The organism is Oceanihabitans sp. 2_MG-2023 (genome assembly GCF_030547245.1).
GTDB lineage: Bacteria > Bacteroidota > Bacteroidia > Flavobacteriales > Flavobacteriaceae > Oceanihabitans.
The window spans coordinates 70,645-89,461 of record NZ_JAUOQT010000001.1 but is presented as its reverse complement, the minus strand read 5'-3'; the positions used below and the strand labels follow the sequence as shown (position 1 = coordinate 89,461).

The following is an 18,817-nucleotide window of genomic DNA, read 5'->3' as shown; positions in this document are numbered from 1 at the left end:
CTTTAATTTTTTTCTCTTAACGCATTAAACGCTTCAACAACAGCGCTATGAGTGACGCTATTTGTTTTAAAATGGTTTACAAGTGTTTCTTTTTCAAAATCGGTAGCTTCCATTTGGTTCAATATATTCATTAAGTGCATTTTCATATGCCCTTCTTGTATTCCTGTAGTGGTTAAAGAGCGCAATGCGGCAAAGTTTTGTGCTAATCCAGCAACTGCAACAATCTGCATTAATTCTTTAGCACTTGGTTTGTGTAAAAGCTCTAACGCTAATTTTACTAAAGGATGTAAATTGGTTAAACCACCAACAGTTCCTAAAGCTAGAGGTATTTCCATCCAAAAAGTAAATACATCATTTTCAATGGTAGCATGTGTTAAGCTACTATATTTTCCATTTCTAGCTGCATATGCATGAACACCAGCTTCCACTGCTCTAAAATCATTACCAGTGGCAAGTACAACAGCATCGATCCCATTCATAATGCCCTTGTTGTGTGTAACTGCTCGATAAGGTTCAACTTCCGCAATAGCTACTGCTTGTACAAATTTTTCGGCATTAAAATCATCTTTTGGTAAATCTGCGACTTTACAGCTTACTTCTGCGCGAACCAAACAGTCTGGAACGTAATTAGACAGAATACTCATTACAATCTCGATGTTGTCTTGTAAATGATTTTCTGCTGCAGCTTTAAACGTTTTTGAGAACTGTTCTAAACACGAATTAATAAAATTTGCTCCCATTGCATCTTGTGTTTCAAAAGTTGCATGTAGTTGATAATAACCAGAAATAGCTTCGGTTTTATCTTTCAAAATAATATCTAAAATACCACCACCACGTTTTTCCATATTCTTTGTGATTGGTTTGGCATCTGCAATAAGTTGGCTTTTTACAGTATTAAAAAAAGTTTCTAAAATATTGTAGTCACCAGAATACATAAAATGTACTTGTCCAATTTTAGTTGTAGAAAGCACCTTAGTTTTAAAGCCTCCACGTGCTAACCAAAACTTGGCCGATTTACTAGCAGCAGCAACTACAGAGCTTTCTTCAATAGCCATTGGTATTGTGTGCATTTTATCATTTATTAAAAAATTAGGCGCGACACCAAATGGTAAATAATAGTTGGTTATCGTGTTTTCAATAAATTCATCATGTAAGTTTTGTAGCGATATATTGGTGTTCCAATATTGCTTAATAATTTTTTTAGCTTCTTCTTTATTCGAAAAATAGGTTTCTACAATCCAATCTATTTTTTTAGATTTAGATAATTTAGAAAAACCAGAAATAGGTGCACTCATGTACTGTGTTTTAAAAAGACAAAGATAGTATTCCCTTTTTTAATGGTTTTCATTTAAGTAACTTAAGTTTTAATGGTATAAAATTTAACCGTTTTTAAGTGTTTTTTACTTTAATTTACTGTTAATATTTAGGGTTTTTTGCTTAATTTTTAGTAAACTTGACATTCATTTGATAAAATCATTATTTTCAATGCGAACTTTTAAATTCTTCCTATTAAGTTGTTTTTTATTTACAGCAATTTCTTCTACAGCACAAACCAAAAATATTTCTTTAGAAGATATCTGGAATGGTACTTTTAGAGCCGAAAGAATGGATGCTTTACACTCTATGAAAAACGGACAACAATATTCTGTTTTAAATTTTGATAGAGTTTCTAGAACTACAACTATCGATGTTTACGATTATAAAACACTTAGTAAAGTAAATACTTTGGTAAACTCTGCGAATTTAGATAAGATACCTTATTTTTCAGACTATACCTTTAGTCAAGATGAAAGTAAAATTATTTTAGCTACTGAAGTAGAATCTATTTTTAGACGATCGACTTTAGGTTTGTTCTATGTTTATGATACAAAAGATACTTCGGTTACATTAATTGCGGAAGAAAAAATACAAGAACCAACATTTTCTCCAGATGCAACTAAAGTGGCTTATGGTTTAAATAATAATTTATTTGTGAAGAATTTAGTTACAGGTGAAACTACCCAAATCACTTTTGATGGCGAAAAAAATAAAATTATTAATGGTATTACCGATTGGGTTTACGAAGAAGAATTTGGTTTTGTTCGTGCTTTCGAATGGAATGCATCTAGTGATAGATTAGCATTTATAAGATTTGATGAAACAGAGGTTCCAGAGTTTTCTATGGATGTCTATGGATCTGCTTTATACCAAACACAACAAGTTTTTAAATACCCGAAAGCAGGAGAGGAGAATGCTAGGGTTTCCTTACATTTATATGATTTAAAATCCAAGACAGCTTCTCCTGTAAAATTAGATAAAACATACAATGATTTCTATATTCCAAGAATAAAATGGACAAATGATGCCGATGTGCTTAGTGCGCAATATATGAATAGACATCAAAGTGAATTAGATCTTTGGATGATTAATGCTAAAAAAGGTACAGCAAATTTAGTGCTATCCGAAAAAGACAAAGCATATGTTGATGTAACTGATAATCTAACTTTTTTAAAGGATGATAGTTTTATTTGGACTAGCGAAAAAGATGGATATAATCACATTTATCATTACGATAAAAATGGAAAACTAATCAATCAAATAACAAAAGGGAATTGGGAAGTAACCAATTATTATGGTTTTGATGAAAAAACAAATACTATTTATTATCAATCCGTTGAAAATGGTTCTATAAATCGAGATGTGTATAAAATTGATTTAAAAGGAACTAACAAAACACGATTAACCAAAAGCACAGGCACAAATAATGCTTCGTTTAGTGCAGATTTCACCTATTTTATTAATACATTCTCTAACGCAACAACACCTCCGGAATATACATTAAACAATGCTACAACAGGAAACTTGGTGAAAAGCATAAAAGATAATGATGCACTCTCTAAAAAAGTATTGGAGTATACAACCTCTAAAAAAGAGTTTTCTACTTTAAGTGTAAATGGAAATGATTTAAACATGTGGATGATTAAACCAGCAGATTTCGATGAGAATAAACAATATCCATTATTTATGTATCAATATTCTGGACCAGGTTCACAACAAGTTGCAAATCGTTGGAATGGTGCAAACGATTATTGGTACCAACATCTTGCACAACAAGGGTATATTGTAGTTTGTGTGGACGGAAGAGGAACAGGTTTTAAAGGAGCAGATTTTAAAAAAGTAACACAAAACGAACTTGGTAAGTATGAAGTAGAAGACCAAATTGAGGCTGCAAAATTATTAGGGACTAGATCATATATTGATGCAAGTCGAATAGGTATTTGGGGATGGAGTTATGGTGGTTTTATGAGTAGTAATGCACTTTTTAAAGGGAATGATGTATTTAAAATGGCAATTGCAGTTGCACCTGTAACAAGTTGGCGCTTTTACGATTCTATTTATACAGAGCGTTATATGACTACACCACAGGAAAATGCAAGTGGTTACGATGAAAATTCACCAATCAATCATGTAGATAAACTAAAAGGCGATTTTCTTTTAATTCATGGTTCTGGTGATGATAATGTGCATTTACAAAATACCATGCGAATGGTAGAAGCTTTAATACAAGCAGATAAACAATTTGAATGGATGGTATATCCAGACAAAAATCATGGTATTTATGGAGGAAATACTAGACTACACTTGTATAAAAAAATGACGAACTTTATTAATGACAAACTTGGAGATAAATTGCCAATTCAGGAAAGTAAAGAACAGCAAAAAGTAAAGATTAAAGGGTAAACTTATTAACTAACTAACTAATATAACATGGAATTTAAATTTGGAGGCTCTGCAGAGAATCAAAAAACAGTTTTAGGACATCCTTCAGGGTTGTTTGTACTATTTTTCACAGAAATGTGGGAACGTTTCTCTTATTACGGAATGAGAGCTTTACTCGTATTATTTTTAGTGTCAACCATAATTGATGGTGGCTGGGAATGGAGTAGAGCAGACGCACTTGTGCTTTATGGCTGGTATACCGGATTGGTTTACCTAACACCAATAATTGGAGGTTTTATAGCCGATAAATTTATGGGGTATAGAAAAGCAGTTGTTCTTGGAGCGTTTATTATGACAGTAGGACATGCATCGATGGCCTTAGAAGGAATTACTTCTATGTTTTTCTACGCTGGATTATCTTGTTTAATTATTGGGAACGGTTTTTTTAAACCAAATATCTCTTCCATGGTAGGACAATTATATAAAACACAAGGAAAAGAGAAAGATGGTGGTTATACCATTTTCTATATGGGAATCAACGCAGGAGCATTTTTAGGTATCCTTTTATGTGGTTACATTGGAGAGAATATAGGATGGCATTATGGTTTTGGATTAGCTGGAATATTTATGTTTTTAGGAATGTTGCAGTTTTATTTTACGCAAAAGATTTTTGGAAAAATAGGATTGTCACCTAAAATGGCAGAGGGTTTTGAAGATACCTTAGAACATAGTGTTGAAAAATTAGAAGAAAATATTGAAGAAGTTCTTGATGAAGCAGAAAACTCTAAAGTAGTTCGAGATAGAATGTTTGTTATAGGAGTCTTTTCTTTATTTGTAGTTTTTTTCTGGTGGGCTTTTGAACAAGCAGGAGGTTCAATGACCGTTTTTGCTGCAGATTATACTGATAGAGCACTAATAGGTAGTGCCGCGATGACTTTTAAAATTGTCAATACGATAATAACCATTGTGCCAATGTTAGTAATAACTTGGGTTTTAGCAATGTTATTTAAACAAACTTTCGCTAAATATTCATTAGCTAATATCTTATTAGGACTTAGTTTTGTAATTATTTGGGCAATTGTAATTTGGATGCTAAATAGAGAATTCCAATCGGATGCAACAGAAGTTCCAGCTTCATGGTTCTCTGTATTGAACTCCCTATTCATTATTTTATTTGCACCTTTATTTTCTAAACTTTGGGAAAGTAAATTAAACCCTTCTGGCCCTGTTAAGTTTGCTATTGGTTTACTTTTAGTAGGTTTAGGATTTGGTGTTTTGGCTTATGGAGCTTCTGCAATTCCAGATGGAGCAAAAACAGCTTCAGTAAGTTTAATGTTTTTAGTTATAGCTTATTTTTTACATACCATGGGAGAGCTATGTGTGTCTCCAGTAGGTCTGTCTTATGTAAGTAAATTAGCGCCAGTTAAATTAGTTAGTTTAATGTTTGGTATTTGGTTTACAGCTAATTTTTTCGCTAATCTTTTGGGTGGATTAACAGGTAGTTTCATTGATCCAATTTCTGAAGAATATGGGTTGTCAACTTTCTTTTTAATATTTACAATCATTCCAATTGCTGCCGCATTAATAATGTTATTATTAAATCCGATGCTTAAAAGAAAAATGCATGGAATTGAGTAGTAATAGAGTATTTCTATAAGCGAACTAACTAAACTATAATAAATGAATACAGATATTGAAAATCTTTTTAAAGATAAAGTAATTGGACATCCAGCTGGATTGTTTGTACTTTTTTTTACCGAAATGTGGGAACGCTTTTCGTTTTACGGAATGAAAATATTATTAGTTCTTTTTCTTACAGCTCCTTTTTTAAGCGATAACCCTGGTTGGGAATGGTCTAGAGAAAATGCTTTAGCATTAATTGGAACATACTCTTCATTACTTTATTTAACACCAATAGTTGGTGGATGGGTTGCAGATAAAATTACAGGATATAAATGGGCAGTTATTATAGGTTGTTTTATTATGATGCTAGGTCATGCTGCAATGGTTTTTGAAACTACGATATCTTTATACATTGGATTAGCATTATTAGTTATTGGTACAGGTTTCTTTAAGCCTAATGTGACTTCTATGATTTCTGAAATGTATAAAGGAAAAGAATCTAAAAAAGATGGTGCTTACACTATTTTTTATATGGGAGTTAATGCTGGTGCCTTCTTCGGGATGATGCTTTGTGGTTACCTTGCAGAAAATATTGGTTGGAGTTATGGTTTCGGATTGGCAGGAATATTTATGCTTGGTGGTTTAATTCAATTTTGGTTAGCTAAAGATCTATTTGGGCAAATTGGCGAAAAACCTTCTAGAATTCATGAAGTAGAATTACCTCAAAATATAAATGAAGAAAGTCCTAAGGAACATGATGTTCAAGCTGCAGTTAAACGGAACCCTTTTACATCTGTAGATAAAATATTAATAGTGCTTTCTGCTATAGGAGGTGTTTTGTATTTATTTAATGATCCAATGTCTAAAATTGGAAATGTTAACCTATTAAACTTTAGTGTTGGTGATATGGATGGTTCTAATGTAACCATACTAACTGCTTTGGTTTTATTTTTATATTTAATAATAACTAGAATTTCTAGATATACAAAAGTAATAAGAGATAAGATTATTGCTGTTTCTATATTCGGAATATTTACCGTGTTTTTCTTTGCAGCTTTTGAGCAGTCTTTAGGTTCTATGACTTTATTTGCTCGAGATTATACCGACAGAGTCCTTACGGGTTCCTCTGCAAGTGTGTTTAAAATAATCGATACCATACTAACTATAGTTCCTTTGGCAATTATTACTTGGGTTTTAGTTTTGTTATTCAAAAAAACAGCTTCTAAAATTTTAATGTCTAATGTGGTTTTAGGATTAACTTTTGTATTTCTTTGGGCTGTTGTTTTTTATAAAATTAATAATGAGTTTAGCAAAGAAGCAACCGAGGTTGGAGCATCTTGGTTTGGTATTTTAAACTCTTTCTTTATTATTACACTTGCTCCTTTGTTTTCTAAATGGTGGGAAAGTAAATACAATCCAAGTGTTGCTATGAAATACGGAATAGGCTTAATACTATTAGGTTTGGGATTCGGTGTTTTAGTATTTGGTACCTTAGGAATTGCACCAGGAGCAAAAACAGCTTCTGTAAGCATGATGTTTTTAATATTTGCATACCTACTACATACTATGGGCGAACTTTGTATATCACCAGTTGGTCTATCTTATTTGAGCAAATTAGTGCCAGGAAGAATGATTGGTTTTATGTTTGGTATTTGGTATTTAGCTATTGCCATTGGTAATAAAGCAGCTGGTTCTATGGGAGGAATGATTGATAAAATTACAGAACAGTACTCTTTAAGTACTTTCTTTTTAATATTTACACTTGTCCCTGCTGCTGTAGGAGTTGTTTCTATGCTATTAAATCCACTATTAAAGAAACTAATGCATGGCGTAAAATAATTATATTAATACCTCATTAAAAAGAGGTGTTTTTTTATTTTTTGTAATTTTGGAATAGTAATTGAGACTATTCTTCTAGAAAAAAATCTCATACAATTATTTATATAAAAATGAAAAATTTAGCACTTACACTTTTAATAGCAGTTTTTACCATTGGTTCGGTTGCTGCTCAAGAAATTAATTGGGTCACTTTTGAGCAAGCTTTAGAGCTTCAAAAGAAAAAACCTAAAAAAATTATGATAGACATGTACACCGAATGGTGTGGGCCATGTAAAATGTTAGATAAAAATACGTTTCAAAACAAAGAAGTTGCCGCCTATGTAAATGAAAATTTCTACGCAGTAAAGTTTAATGCAGAAGGAAATGCGGTTGCTAACTATAAAGGAAAAGAATACACCAATCCTAATTATGATCCAGCAAAAGCTAAACGCCGTAACAGTGCGCATCAATTAGCTAGATTTTTTCAAGTGAATGCATATCCTACAATTGTTTATTTAGATGAAAAAGCAGAAGTAATTGCTCCTATTAAAGGGTACCAAAAACCAGATCAAATAGAATTGTATTTAAAAATGTTTGCTAATGATGATTATAAAGAGTTAACAACACAAGATGCATTTAACGAATACTATTTAGCGTTTAAGCCAACATTTAAAGGATAAACTTCTATTCGGAATTTGATTCTGTATTTAATACTATAAAAGCTCCTTTTTTACCTGTTTGGTGAAAAGGGAGTTTTCTTTTTACACAAGTTTTTTCCCATCGGGAAACATAGGTTTTATAATTACTTCCATCTGCAATAATTACTTTTGGTTTTAAAGAATCTATTAATCTTTCCATATTTATTTTTGGAGAATTTCGTAATACAACATAATCTGGTTTTATGCTTTTTATATTATAAAGACCAAGACTATCTATTATTAAAATACTTTTGTTTTTATAAAAGAAAATATCCTGTAAAGTATCTTCATGAATCGTTTTTATATAATTTGCTACTGCAAAAGTACTTATGGTTTTGTTGTTTTTTATATTGTCTAAATTATGAAAAACCTTTAGTGTTTTGTTGCTTTTTAAGCCTATAACTGTATGCTTGCTTTTATGAAAAACTATAAATGCATCCTTACTATTTTTAAAAGATGTATATATAGATGCTATTTGGAAACTAATAACTGCAACACATAAAAACACTAAAGTTTTGTAGTTCTTTTTTAAATGCAAGCGTACTAACGCTATTATAATTAAATAAGAAGTAATCACATATATAAGATGAAATGAAATTCCTTGAAAGAGAAATTCTTCCTTACTAGCAATCCATTCAAAAAAAGTATTCATTAAACGAATAATATGCGCAAAAGCATCTGCTAAAAATAATGGTAACACATTTAATAAAGCTAAAATAATTATGATAATTCCACTTATTAAAATAATACCAATTAACGGAATAATTACAATATTAGATAACCAAAACAATCCAGGTAACTGGTGAAAATAAAACAAACTAATGGGTAAAACGCCAAACTGTGCAGCAATAGTTACAGTTGTAATTTGCCAAAGTTTATCTGTCAGCCATAATCTAGGTTTCCAAATTTTATAAATTATTGGCTGTATGGAAACAATGGCAAGTACTGCTAAATAACTTAATTGAAAACCAACATCAAACAAAAATAAAGGCTTAAAAAGCAGAATAAAAAACACCGATATTGCCAATGTATTATAAATATTACTTGGTCTTTTTAAATGCATACCAATCGCAACAATACTAAACATCGTTGTTGCTCTTACAATAGAGGCTGAGGCTCCAGCAATAATTGCATAACACCACAGCAAAAAGATTATACTAATTAGTTTTGCAACTTTACCATGTTTTATATGTTCCAAAGGTTTAAATATTGTGTTTAAAAGAAGTAGTAAAATGCCAACATGTAAACCAGAAACAGCAAGAATGTGTATTGCTCCAGCATTCACATAATTTGTGTACACTTCTTTACTTATATTTTGTCTTTGCCCTAAAATCAATGCGTTAATTATCGCTAATTCGTCAGCCTTAAAACCGTGCTTTTTAAGTTTTGTGTTTATGGTTTTTCGTAGTAAACTGGCATAACCAATAAGTGTGTGTTTTTTATCGCTTACGCGGAATAGATTTTCACTGCGACTATATATTTGCTTATAGATATATTGCTTTTCTAAGTATTTTTTGTAGTCAAACTGATTGGGATTTAAAGTTTTATTAATCTCCTGAAAACCTTCCGAAGTAATTAATATTTCGTCTACTTCTAGCTTCTTTTGAAGACTCTCTTTTTTTATATTTAACAATGCTTTTCCTGAAGAAGCTAAGGTGTCTGTTTTTAATATTTCAACAATATATTTGTCATTATAATTACTAGGTTTTAATACTTCTTCAATACGAATAGTAATCGATTTAGGTATTGTTTTATAATGAATGTAGTGGTTGTCTAGACGTTTTTCATTGTGCATGTTTGTATTTACAACTCCTATTAAAATAGTAGTCGTAAATGCTAATAGTCCAAACCAAAGCGTTTTAATAAATTGTTTTCTAGAAATACATAAGGAAATACCCAATAGGAGGAATTCGATACACAAAACAAACAACGACCATGTTGTTGAAATAGTAAAGTAAACGCTTATTAATATTCCTATACAAAGACAAACGCCAAGTTTAATTACTGTAAAATTTAGAATTTTCACATATAAATATAGTAAATAATCTATATTTATAGTAAATACTCGACACTAAATAGTTTGATTATAATATTCGTCTTGCTTGTACATAAGCTAAATACCAATATCGTTCGGCAAGATTAGAAATCATTACTCCTCTGCTGGTAGATGCATGAATAAACTCCACGTAGCCGGTTCTTGCAGTAGTAACTATACCAACATGATTCACCTTTCTGCTGTTTTTTTGTGTTGCAAAAAAGAGCAAGTCTCCTTCTTGTACTTTTTTTAAATCGATCCAATCTCCAGTTGTAGATAAGCCATGAGTAGTTCTAGGTAAACTGATTTCTTCTTTTTTAAATGAAGTGTATATTAAGCCAGAACAGTCCATCCCTTTTTTGGTGGTACCTCCGTATTTATATTTGACTCCTTCAAAAGTTTTTGCGTATTCTAGGATGCTTTCTATATTTGCATTACTTTTTGTAGCAGATGTTTTTGGTGTTGTTTTTTTAGTGCTTGTTTTTGTCGAAACTGTTTTTGTGGTACGTGTTTTTTTGGTAACCACTCGCTTTTTTTTAGAAGATCCGCAAGCTAATATGGTTGTTAGTAAAAGGAGTAAGGCAATTTTTTTCATATAAAAATCTAATGATCTGTTGTTATAGCTTTATAAATAATTTTTGCTGTTTTTTCACTAGCACCTCTGCCACCAAGTTTTTTTTCTAACTCATAATAGTTCATAAAGAACTTCGTTCTTTGGTATTCGTCTAAAATAATATCTAACTCTTTTTTTAATCTTTTTGTGTTGAATTCCTTTTGAATTAATTCGGTAACTACTTCTTTATTCATTATTAAATTTACTAAAGAAATAAACTGTAGTGTTATAATACGTTTTCCTATTTGGTAAGATAACCAACTGCCTTTGTAACAGACTACTTGTGGTACTTTAAAAAGCGCAGTTTCTAATGTTGCTGTACCAGAAGTAACTAGTGCAGCTGTAGAGACGCTAAGTAAGTCGTAAGTTTTATTAGAAATAAAAGAGACATTTTTTGTGTTTATAAACTGTTGGTAAAAACTATATTCTTGACTTGGAGCACCAGCAATTACAAATTGATAATCCGGATATTCTTTTACAACACTAAGCATAACAGAAAGCATTTTTTTAATCTCTTGTTTCCTACTTCCAGGAAGTAATGCAATAATTGGTTTTTCGTTGAGTTGGTTTTCTTTTCTAAATGTGTATTCGTCTACTTGCGTTCTGTTGGCAATAGCATCAATTAAAGGGTGCCCAACAAAATGTACCTTGTAGTTGTATTTCTTATAGAAGTCTTCCACAAACGGAAGAATAACATACATCGCATCTACATATTTTTTAATTTTCTCTACTCTACTTGCTCTAGATGCCCAAACTTGTGGAGAAATATAATAATGCGTTTTAAAGGCGTTTTCTTTTGCCCATTTTGCGATTCGTAAATTAAAACCAGAATTATCAATTAAAATAACGACATCAGGTTTGTAGTTAGCTATGTCTTTTTTACATAAGGATATTGCTTTAAAAATAGAGTTTATATTTAGTAGTACTTCTGCAAAACCCATAAAAGCTCTTTCTTTATAATGTTTTACTAATGTGCCACCAACATTTTGCATAAGATCTCCACCCCAAAATCTAAATTCGGCTTGCACATCTTCTTTTTGTAATGCCTTCATTAAATTAGAGCCATGTAAATCGCCCGAAGCTTCTCCTGCAATAATGTAATATTTCATGCGTACGTATCTATTTTCTTTAATTGGTTACATGCAGTATCCATTATATCTTTATCCATAATTATTACGTTTTAGATATGGATATTACATTTATATAAATTTAAAAAGAAGCGTTAAAATAGCAATAAATATTGTTGCAATTAATACGCCTTTAGCCCGATTATCTTGTCGTTTGCTTAAAAAGAAAAAGAAAGCAATAAGGTTTAATATTGCACCTAAGCTAATTAGTTTGCTTATAAAACCTTGCGCATTTGCAATTTCTATAGCGTCTAAAATACCATCTCCTTTTCCTAAAACTTTAGTGGCAATAAATAAGCCAATAAGATTTGCTATGAAACCAACTACTAAACCAATTGTAATATCTTTTTTCATCTTCAGTTTCCGCGAAAGCGTTTTTCTCTCTTTTGTTTTCCGTAAAAGCGGAATTAATAATCTATTTGTTAAAATCCCAAGTGTTTAATTTCTGTATGCAATGATGAGCAGTTAAATCAAATTGAACTGGTACCACAGAAACATAACCGTTTTGTAAAGCCCATTCATCGGTATCTTCTCCTTTATCTAAATTAACAAATTTTCCGGTAAGCCAATAGTATTCTTTTCCTTGTGGGCTAATTCTTTTATCAAATTCTTCTTTCCAATTTGCTTTTGCTTGTCGGCAAATTCGAACACCTTTAATTTCTTCTTGCTTCAATTTAGGGAAATTTACATTTAAAACAACACCTTCTTGTAGTCCGTTTTCTAAAACGTTTAATGCAATATTTTTAGCATATTCTTTAACAGCTTCAAAGTTTGCATTCCAATTAAAATCTAACAAAGAAAACCCGATAGATGGTATTCCTTCAATTCCTGCTTCAAGTGCTGCACTCATAGTGCCAGAATAAATGACATTAATAGAAGAATTAGAACCATGATTAATACCAGAAACGCATAAATCTGGTCTTCGATCTAGTATTTCGCTAATTCCCAATTTTACACAATCCGCAGGTGTGCCAGAGCAACTATATTCTGTTTGATTGCCGTTATCAATATGTACTTGTTCTAAATGTAATGTAGAATCTAATGTAATAGCATGACCCATTCCGCTTTGCGGGCTATCAGGTGCTACAACCACCACATCACCTATCGTATTCATAACCTCTATCAATGCGCGTATTCCAGGGGCAGTTATGCCATCATCGTTAGTAACTAAAATTAGTGGTTTTGTTGTCATATATTATCTGTTTTTAGCTATGCTAAAATACATATTTTATGTAGCATATTATTAATATTTTCGGTTTAACAAAAAATTAGTATCCATAACCTTTCATTGGCACAGTTTTTTCTTTAATTTAGTAAATTGAGACAAAACCCTAACTTAAGCACTTTGGCTTAAATTAATTAATGCATTTAAGAAATGAAAAAGAAATATAATGTGTTTATCCTCTTGCTTTTATTAGCATTTGCATCTTGTAGTTTTACTAGTAAAACTTTTGATGATCCAGATAAAGATAAGCTACTAATACAAGTGATTACTTATGTGTTAGAACGTGGGCATTTTGACCCTAAAGATTTAAATGACGATTTTTCTGCAGCAGTTTATACCGATTATCTAGAACAACTAGATCCTCTAAAACGTTATTTTTATAAGTCCGATATAGACGAATTCGAAAAATATAAAACAGAATTAGATGACCAGTTAAAAGCGTATGATATTGCTTTTTTCAATCTAACACACAAGCGTTTATTAGAGCGTATTGAAGAAACGAAAGCAATCTATAAAGATATCTTAGAAAAGCCTTTTAATTATTCTGTAAATGAAAGTTATAGTTCCGATTACGAAAAATTAGAATACGTAAAGAATAAAAAGCAAATGAAGGAACGTTGGAGACAACAACTTAAATTTACTACTATTGCTAATTATGATGATTTGGTTTCTGAGAACGAAAAAGAAAGTGTAGATAATTCTTTTGAAGACGAATCTAATGTAAATAAAAAATCTTCCGATAAAAAAACACTAGCGCAACTAGAAACAGAAGCTAGAAATGAAACTTTAAAATCTATAAATAATTATTACAACGATTATATAGACGATCAAGAGCGTAAAGACTGGTTCTCTATTTATGTTAATGCTATTGTAGAAGAGTTCGATCCACATACTTTTTATTTTGCACCAGAAGATAAAGATCGTTTTGATCAACAAATGTCTGGTAAATTAGAAGGAATAGGAGCAAGATTATCTAAAAAAATGGATAACACTAAAATAGTAGAACTAATTTCTGGAGGACCTGCCTGGAGAGGTAAAGAATTAGAAGTTGGTGATATTATTCAAAAAGTACGTCAAGAAGATGAAGAACAAGCGGTTAATATTGTAGGTATGCGTCTAGACGATGCTATAAAACTTATTAAAGGTCCAAAAGGAACAACAGTAAATCTTACCATTAAAAAAGTAGATGGTACTATTGAAGAAATTGCAATAATTAGAGATATTGTCGAGCTAGAAGAAACCTATGCTAAATCCTCTATTGTAAAAAATAAGGATAAAAAATATGGTGTAATCAATCTACCTAAGTTTTATGTAGATTTTGAAGATTATAGAAAACGAAATGCTGCAAGTGATATAAAACAAGAAATTGAGCGTTTAAAAGAAGAAGGAATGGAAGGTTTGGTTTTAGATCTTCGTAATAATGGTGGCGGTTCTTTACAAACAGTTGTAGACATGGCTGGTTTGTTCATTAAAGAAGGTCCAATTGTGCAGGTGCGATCTACAGGTGAACCTAAAGAAGTTTTAAAAGATAAGGATAAGTCTATTGTTTGGGATGGACCATTAGTGATTTTAGTAAATGAACTTTCTGCATCTGCATCCGAAATATTAGCTGCAGCAATGCAAGACTATAAAAGGGCAATCATTATTGGAAGTAAGCAAACCTATGGAAAAGGTACCGTTCAAAATGTTTTAGATTTAAATCGAATGGTACGTAATAACTCGCAAGGAGATTTAGGAGCTTTAAAGCTTACTACGCAGAAGTTTTACAGAATTAATGGAGGTTCTACTCAATTAGAAGGAGTTAAAAGTGATGTAGTCGTTCCAGATAGATATAGCTTTATTAATGTTGGTGAAAAAGACCAAGAAAACCCATTGCCTTGGGATAAAATTGAAGCTGTAGATTATGAATACTGGGATAATTATTTTGATTATGATTCTACTATTAAAAAGAGTCAAGAGCGTATGAGTAATAATGAACAGTTAAAGCTAATTGAAGAAAATGCCAAATGGGTTAAAACCAGAATGGATGAGAATATGCACGCTCTAAATTATGAGCAATACAAACAGGAATTAGAATTAACTGAGGAAGAAGCAAAACGTTTTGATAAATTGTCAGAATACCAAACAAACCTAACGTTTGAGTCTTTGCCTTATGAAAACAAATTGTTTGCAACAGACTCAATTTTAAAAGAAAAAAGAGATAGATGGCATGAAAGCCTAAGTCAAGACGTGTATATGGAAGAAGCTTTGCATGTACTTGAAGATTTAAAAATGTCTTATAGCATTAAAAAAGTAGCTACTACTGTAAAAGATTAAATAGTTTTATGAGTAGTAAAACAAACTCATTAAGTGCCTTAGCGCTCCAAAAATTTAAAAACGATTTTTGGGGCGTTTTTAGTTTCTGGTTTATCGTATGTATTGGTTTAATTTCTGTTTTTGCCTATGCAATAGCTCCAGATAATTCCCAATATGCAAATCAGATGCATTTGGCTATACACTCTAAAAAGCCTGGGTTTAAAGTGCAAATGTTGACTATTTCTTCTGCGATTAAAAACGAGCAGAATTATTTCGATAAACTTTTCTTCGGAAGAAAAAATACAGAAACCGAAATCCCAATTTCTAGTTATAAAATAGAAGGTAATAGTTTGATTTATACCGAATATGCTTCCGATGGATTGGTAGGTGTAGAGAAGACTTTGAGTTTCAACCCTTCACAGGAAACAAAATTAATTACTACTAAAACGTTCCTTTTTGGAACAGATAAATACGGAAGGGATTTGCTAAGCCGAATTTTAGTTGGAGCAAGAATTTCATTTTTTATTGGCTTTGTCGCCGTTTTTATATCCTTAATTATTGGAGTTTTTATGGGGAGTATTGCAGGCTATTTTGGAGGTAAAATGGATGCTTTTATTATGTGGATAATTAATGTTACTTGGTCTATACCAACATTGTTATTAGTGATAGCAATAACATTAGCTTTAGGAAAAGGTTTTTGGCAAGTGTTTATTGCAGTAGGTTTAACCATGTGGGTAGAAGTTGCTAGAGTAGTAAGAGGTCAGATAATTAGTGCAAAAGAAATGCAGTACGTTACAGCAGCAAAAGCTTTAGGTTTTAATAATTTTAGAATTATTACCAAACATATTCTACCAAATATAATGGCTCCAGTAATTGTGATATCTGCAGCAAATTTCGCGGCAGCTATTTTAATTGAAAGTGGATTGAGTTTTTTAGGAATTGGCGCACAACCTCCAATGGCTAGTTGGGGGGCAATGATAAAAGATCATTATAATTATATTATTTTAGGAAAACCTTACTTGGCATTAATTCCAGGATTGTGTATTATGACTTTAGTAATGGCTTTTATGTTAATTGGAAATGCACTTCGGGATGCGCTAGATGTAAAGAGTTGATTTTTATTAACTAAAAAGGAATTTATTTATTCCAATTTTGAAGCCTGTCTAGATACAAATAACTTTCTACAAATTTTCGATGCTCTAGGCTAGTTATTTTTTCTAATAAATGTAGCGCTGGTATATAGCTGGCTAAGTTTCCGTTTGAAGAACTAAATTTTCCGTCTTCAACAAAAGTGACTAAACTATCATTTTGAACTTTTAAATTAGGATAATCTTTTTGTAATTGTTCTCCACCTCCAATCCAAGTTACAATTTTGTGTCCATCTGCAATTTTAGATTTACCTATTAATTGCGCTCCAGCACAATTACTTACAATGTATTTCGTTTTGTTGTTTTTCTCTTTGATAAAATCTATTAACTTTTTGTTGTTTACTTGCGCAAACATATCATATGCGCTTGGTACAAATAAAGCAATTAGATTCGGGCATTTTTTTAATGTGAAATCTGGTACAATTCGTATTCCTTCTTCTGTTGTAATTGGGTTTTCCGTTTCCGCTATTGTTATCACATTAAAAAGGGGTTTGCCATCTTGGCTTGGTTTCGAAAAAACATCCGAGGTTGCTATAACTTCACTTTGTAAAACACCATTGTACATTAATAGACCTATTGTAGGTAATGCTTCGTTAAATGGTTTTAAATGTTTTGTTAGTGTGTCTGTTTTTGTGTCTTTCTGAATTTGCACTTCGTTAGCAGAGCTGTTTTGAGATTTTTTAGAATGGCAGCTTAATAAAAAAGTTGCAAAAGCCATTATCATTAATAGTGCAAGTTTTTTTATGTATCCGCTTATTTCAAATCCATATTCGCATTCAAAGAATCTATATATTTTAATACTTCTTCTTTTCCAATATCTTTAGATGACGAAGTAATAAAATAGTTTGGTACTTCTTCCCAAGTTTCTAAAAGGACTTTTTTGTAATCTTCTACATGATTTTCTATAGCTTTAGGTTTCAACTTGTCTGCTTTAGTGAAAATAATAGAAAAAGGAATGCCATTTTCTCCTAGCCATTGCATAAATTCTAAGTCTATAGGTTGTGGTTTGTGTCTTATGTCTACTAATACAAAGCCTGTTACTAATTGCTCGCGTAGTGCAAAATATTGTGTTATAAATTTTTGAAATGTCTTTTTTGCAGATTTAGAAACCCGAGCATATCCATAACCAGGTAAATCTACTAAATACCATTCTTCGTTAATTAAAAAGTGGTTAATTAGCTGTGTTTTTCCTGGTCTTCCAGATGTTTTGGCTAGACTTTTACGGCTAGTAAGCATATTTATAAGCGAAGATTTACCTACGTTACTTCTTCCAATAAAAGCGTATTCTGGAATACTGTCTTTTGGGCATTTTGCAACATCAGAGTTGCTCATTACAAATTTTGCAGATTTTATTTTCATCACGATTGTGTTTCCGTGAAAACGGAAGCCTCATTAAATTAATACTAAAATTCAAAGGTAAAGACATAAGAGTTAGTTACCAAAATAGTAGCACTAAAAGCGTTGTAACTCGTGTTTTAGAAATTTCGTTCCTTTAGCCAGTCATTTAAGATCAGATTAAAAGTTTCTGGGTGTTCCATCATTGCTGCATGACCACACTTGTCAATCCAAAATAAATCAGAATCTGGTAATAAGCTTTTAAATTCATCTGCCACTTCAGGTGGGGTAACTGTGTCATTCTTACCCCAAATAATGCAAGTAGGTACTTGCATGTGAGGTAAGTCATTAGCCATATTGTGTCTAATCGCGCTTTTAGCAATAGCCAGTGTTTTAATAAGTTTGTTTCTGTCGTTTACTGTTTCGTAAACTTCATCTACAATTTCTTTAGTCGCAACTGCAGGGTCGTAAAAAACATCTTGAGCTTTCTTTTTTATTACCTCGTAGTCGCTACGTTTGGTGTAGCCACCTCCCATTGCGCTTTCGTATAGTCCAGAGCTACCAGTTATTACAAGTGCTTTAACTTTCTCAGGATATAATTTAGTATGGTATAAACCAATATGTCCTCCTAACGAATTTCCTAATAAAATAACATCGTTTAAGCCTTTATATTCAATAAAATCATGTAAATAATTTGCAAATGTCTTCACGTTGGTTTTTAGTAAAGACATGTTGTATATAGGTAGTTCCGGTATAAGAACTTTGTATCCTTTCTCACTAAAATGTTTAGTAACAGCATCAAAATTACTTAATCCTCCCATAAGTCCGTGAAGTACAATTATAGGATTGCCTTCTCCAACCTCAATATAGCTGTAATCTTTCTCCTTTTTTAAGCGATGCGTCATAGATTTAGTTAGTCATTTCTATTAAAAACAAATATAGTTAATTCATTCAAATTATAACAAATTAAATAAAAACACTGGTAGAGTTTCTTGTAGGAGATGTTAATAAACCTTTTTGGTTATCCTAGTGTCGATTTAAGTTACTGGTATTCAGTGTTTTTGTGATTGTTTTGTTTTTTAATAAACGAAATAAAGTATCCTTTAGTCGAAAATTTATTAACAATGTGGTAAATAGTGGTAAATAGTGGTAGAATTTTCAATATATTTGAATCTTAATCGTTTTAATAGATAAAAGTCAC

15 protein-coding genes are annotated in these 18,817 nt (G+C 31.4%); 6 read left to right on the top strand and 9 right to left on the bottom strand.

The window, feature by feature from the left end:
* Positions 1 to 2 precede the first annotated feature (2 nt).
* Positions 3 to 1,295, bottom strand: coding sequence for a hydroxymethylglutaryl-CoA reductase, degradative (locus Q4512_RS00395; protein WP_303420439.1), 1,293 nt, complete (start codon positions 1,293 to 1,295; stop codon positions 3 to 5).
* 190 nt (positions 1,296 to 1,485) lie between these two features.
* Here Q4512_RS00395 and Q4512_RS00390 point away from each other — a divergent pair, with 190 nt between their 5' ends.
* From Q4512_RS00390 to Q4512_RS00375, 4 genes are all read left to right on the top strand, one after another.
* Positions 1,486 to 3,720: a S9 family peptidase gene (locus Q4512_RS00390; protein ID WP_303420437.1), complete on the top strand. Its 2,235-nt coding sequence runs from the start codon at positions 1,486 to 1,488 to the stop codon at positions 3,718 to 3,720.
* A 27-nt stretch (positions 3,721 to 3,747) separates the two neighbouring features.
* Complete coding sequence (locus Q4512_RS00385; RefSeq protein WP_303420435.1) at positions 3,748 to 5,337, top strand: peptide MFS transporter; 1,590 nt, start codon at positions 3,748 to 3,750, stop codon at positions 5,335 to 5,337.
* Positions 5,338 to 5,379: 42 nt separating this feature from the next.
* Positions 5,380 to 7,161, top strand: a complete 1,782-nt coding sequence (locus tag Q4512_RS00380; RefSeq protein WP_303420434.1) for a peptide MFS transporter — start codon at positions 5,380 to 5,382, stop codon at positions 7,159 to 7,161.
* Between the two features lie 110 nt (positions 7,162 to 7,271).
* Entirely contained in the window at positions 7,272 to 7,820 is a 549-nt protein-coding gene (locus Q4512_RS00375; protein WP_303420432.1) for a thioredoxin fold domain-containing protein, read from the top strand.
* Positions 7,821 to 7,824: 4 nt separating this feature from the next.
* Here Q4512_RS00375 and Q4512_RS00370 read toward each other — a convergent pair whose 3' ends face one another.
* From Q4512_RS00370 to surE, 5 genes are all read right to left on the bottom strand, one after another.
* Positions 7,825 to 9,864 carry a ComEC/Rec2 family competence protein gene (locus Q4512_RS00370; RefSeq protein WP_303420429.1) on the bottom strand — a complete coding sequence of 680 codons (2,040 nt, stop codon included), beginning with the start codon at positions 9,862 to 9,864 and terminating at the stop codon, positions 7,825 to 7,827.
* Positions 9,865 to 9,922: 58 nt separating this feature from the next.
* Positions 9,923 to 10,468, bottom strand: coding sequence for a C40 family peptidase (locus tag Q4512_RS00365; RefSeq protein ID WP_303420427.1), 546 nt, complete (start codon positions 10,466 to 10,468; stop codon positions 9,923 to 9,925).
* Positions 10,469 to 10,476: 8 nt separating this feature from the next.
* Positions 10,477 to 11,595, bottom strand: coding sequence for a lipid-A-disaccharide synthase (gene lpxB, locus Q4512_RS00360; protein WP_303420424.1), 1,119 nt, complete (start codon positions 11,593 to 11,595; stop codon positions 10,477 to 10,479).
* A 90-nt stretch (positions 11,596 to 11,685) separates the two neighbouring features.
* Positions 11,686 to 11,967, bottom strand: coding sequence for a hypothetical protein (locus tag Q4512_RS00355; RefSeq protein ID WP_303420422.1), 282 nt, complete (start codon positions 11,965 to 11,967; stop codon positions 11,686 to 11,688).
* 61 nt (positions 11,968 to 12,028) lie between these two features.
* Entirely contained in the window at positions 12,029 to 12,805 is a 777-nt protein-coding gene (gene surE / locus Q4512_RS00350) for a 5'/3'-nucleotidase SurE (RefSeq protein WP_303420420.1), read from the bottom strand.
* A gap of 183 nt (positions 12,806 to 12,988) precedes the next feature.
* Between surE and Q4512_RS00345 the strand changes: the two genes are divergently transcribed.
* Both Q4512_RS00345 and Q4512_RS00340 read left to right on the top strand, forming a co-directional pair.
* Positions 12,989 to 15,154 carry a carboxy terminal-processing peptidase gene (locus tag Q4512_RS00345; RefSeq protein ID WP_303420418.1) on the top strand — a complete coding sequence of 722 codons (2,166 nt, stop codon included), beginning with the start codon at positions 12,989 to 12,991 and terminating at the stop codon, positions 15,152 to 15,154.
* Between the two features lie 8 nt (positions 15,155 to 15,162).
* Complete coding sequence (locus Q4512_RS00340) at positions 15,163 to 16,248, top strand: ABC transporter permease (protein ID WP_303420416.1); 1,086 nt, start codon at positions 15,163 to 15,165, stop codon at positions 16,246 to 16,248.
* A gap of 22 nt (positions 16,249 to 16,270) precedes the next feature.
* On the opposite strand, the gene Q4512_RS00335 is transcribed toward Q4512_RS00340, so the two are convergent.
* From Q4512_RS00335 to Q4512_RS00325, 3 genes are all read right to left on the bottom strand, one after another.
* Positions 16,271 to 17,005: a DJ-1/PfpI family protein gene (locus Q4512_RS00335; RefSeq protein WP_303420414.1), complete on the bottom strand. Its 735-nt coding sequence runs from the start codon at positions 17,003 to 17,005 to the stop codon at positions 16,271 to 16,273.
* A gap of 29 nt (positions 17,006 to 17,034) precedes the next feature.
* Positions 17,035 to 17,640, bottom strand: coding sequence for a ribosome biogenesis GTP-binding protein YihA/YsxC (gene yihA / locus Q4512_RS00330; RefSeq protein WP_303420412.1), 606 nt, complete (start codon positions 17,638 to 17,640; stop codon positions 17,035 to 17,037).
* A gap of 116 nt (positions 17,641 to 17,756) precedes the next feature.
* Positions 17,757 to 18,521, bottom strand: a complete 765-nt coding sequence (locus Q4512_RS00325) for an alpha/beta fold hydrolase (protein ID WP_303420410.1) — start codon at positions 18,519 to 18,521, stop codon at positions 17,757 to 17,759.
* Between the last annotated feature and the right edge of the window lie 296 nt (positions 18,522 to 18,817).

Coding starts and splice junctions, on each gene's coding strand:
- Q4512_RS00365 (WP_303420427.1), bottom strand. CDS start 10,468: ATGAAAAAAATTGCCTTACTCCTTTTACTAACAACCATATTAGCTTGC.
- Q4512_RS00385 (WP_303420435.1), top strand. CDS start 3,748: ATGGAATTTAAATTTGGAGGCTCTGCAGAGAATCAAAAAACAGTTTTA.
- surE (WP_303420420.1), bottom strand. CDS start 12,805: ATGACAACAAAACCACTAATTTTAGTTACTAACGATGATGGCATAACT.
- Q4512_RS00395 (WP_303420439.1), bottom strand. CDS start 1,295: ATGAGTGCACCTATTTCTGGTTTTTCTAAATTATCTAAATCTAAAAAA.
- yihA (WP_303420412.1), bottom strand. CDS start 17,640: ATGAAAATAAAATCTGCAAAATTTGTAATGAGCAACTCTGATGTTGCA.
- Q4512_RS00375 (WP_303420432.1), top strand. CDS start 7,272: ATGAAAAATTTAGCACTTACACTTTTAATAGCAGTTTTTACCATTGGT.
- Q4512_RS00390 (WP_303420437.1), top strand. CDS start 1,486: ATGCGAACTTTTAAATTCTTCCTATTAAGTTGTTTTTTATTTACAGCA.
- lpxB (WP_303420424.1), bottom strand. CDS start 11,595: ATGAAATATTACATTATTGCAGGAGAAGCTTCGGGCGATTTACATGGC.
- Q4512_RS00325 (WP_303420410.1), bottom strand. CDS start 18,521: ATGACGCATCGCTTAAAAAAGGAGAAAGATTACAGCTATATTGAGGTT.
- Q4512_RS00335 (WP_303420414.1), bottom strand. CDS start 17,005: ATGATAATGGCTTTTGCAACTTTTTTATTAAGCTGCCATTCTAAAAAA.
- Q4512_RS00340 (WP_303420416.1), top strand. CDS start 15,163: ATGAGTAGTAAAACAAACTCATTAAGTGCCTTAGCGCTCCAAAAATTT.
- Q4512_RS00355 (WP_303420422.1), bottom strand. CDS start 11,967: ATGAAAAAAGATATTACAATTGGTTTAGTAGTTGGTTTCATAGCAAAT.
- Q4512_RS00380 (WP_303420434.1), top strand. CDS start 5,380: ATGAATACAGATATTGAAAATCTTTTTAAAGATAAAGTAATTGGACAT.
- Q4512_RS00345 (WP_303420418.1), top strand. CDS start 12,989: ATGAAAAAGAAATATAATGTGTTTATCCTCTTGCTTTTATTAGCATTT.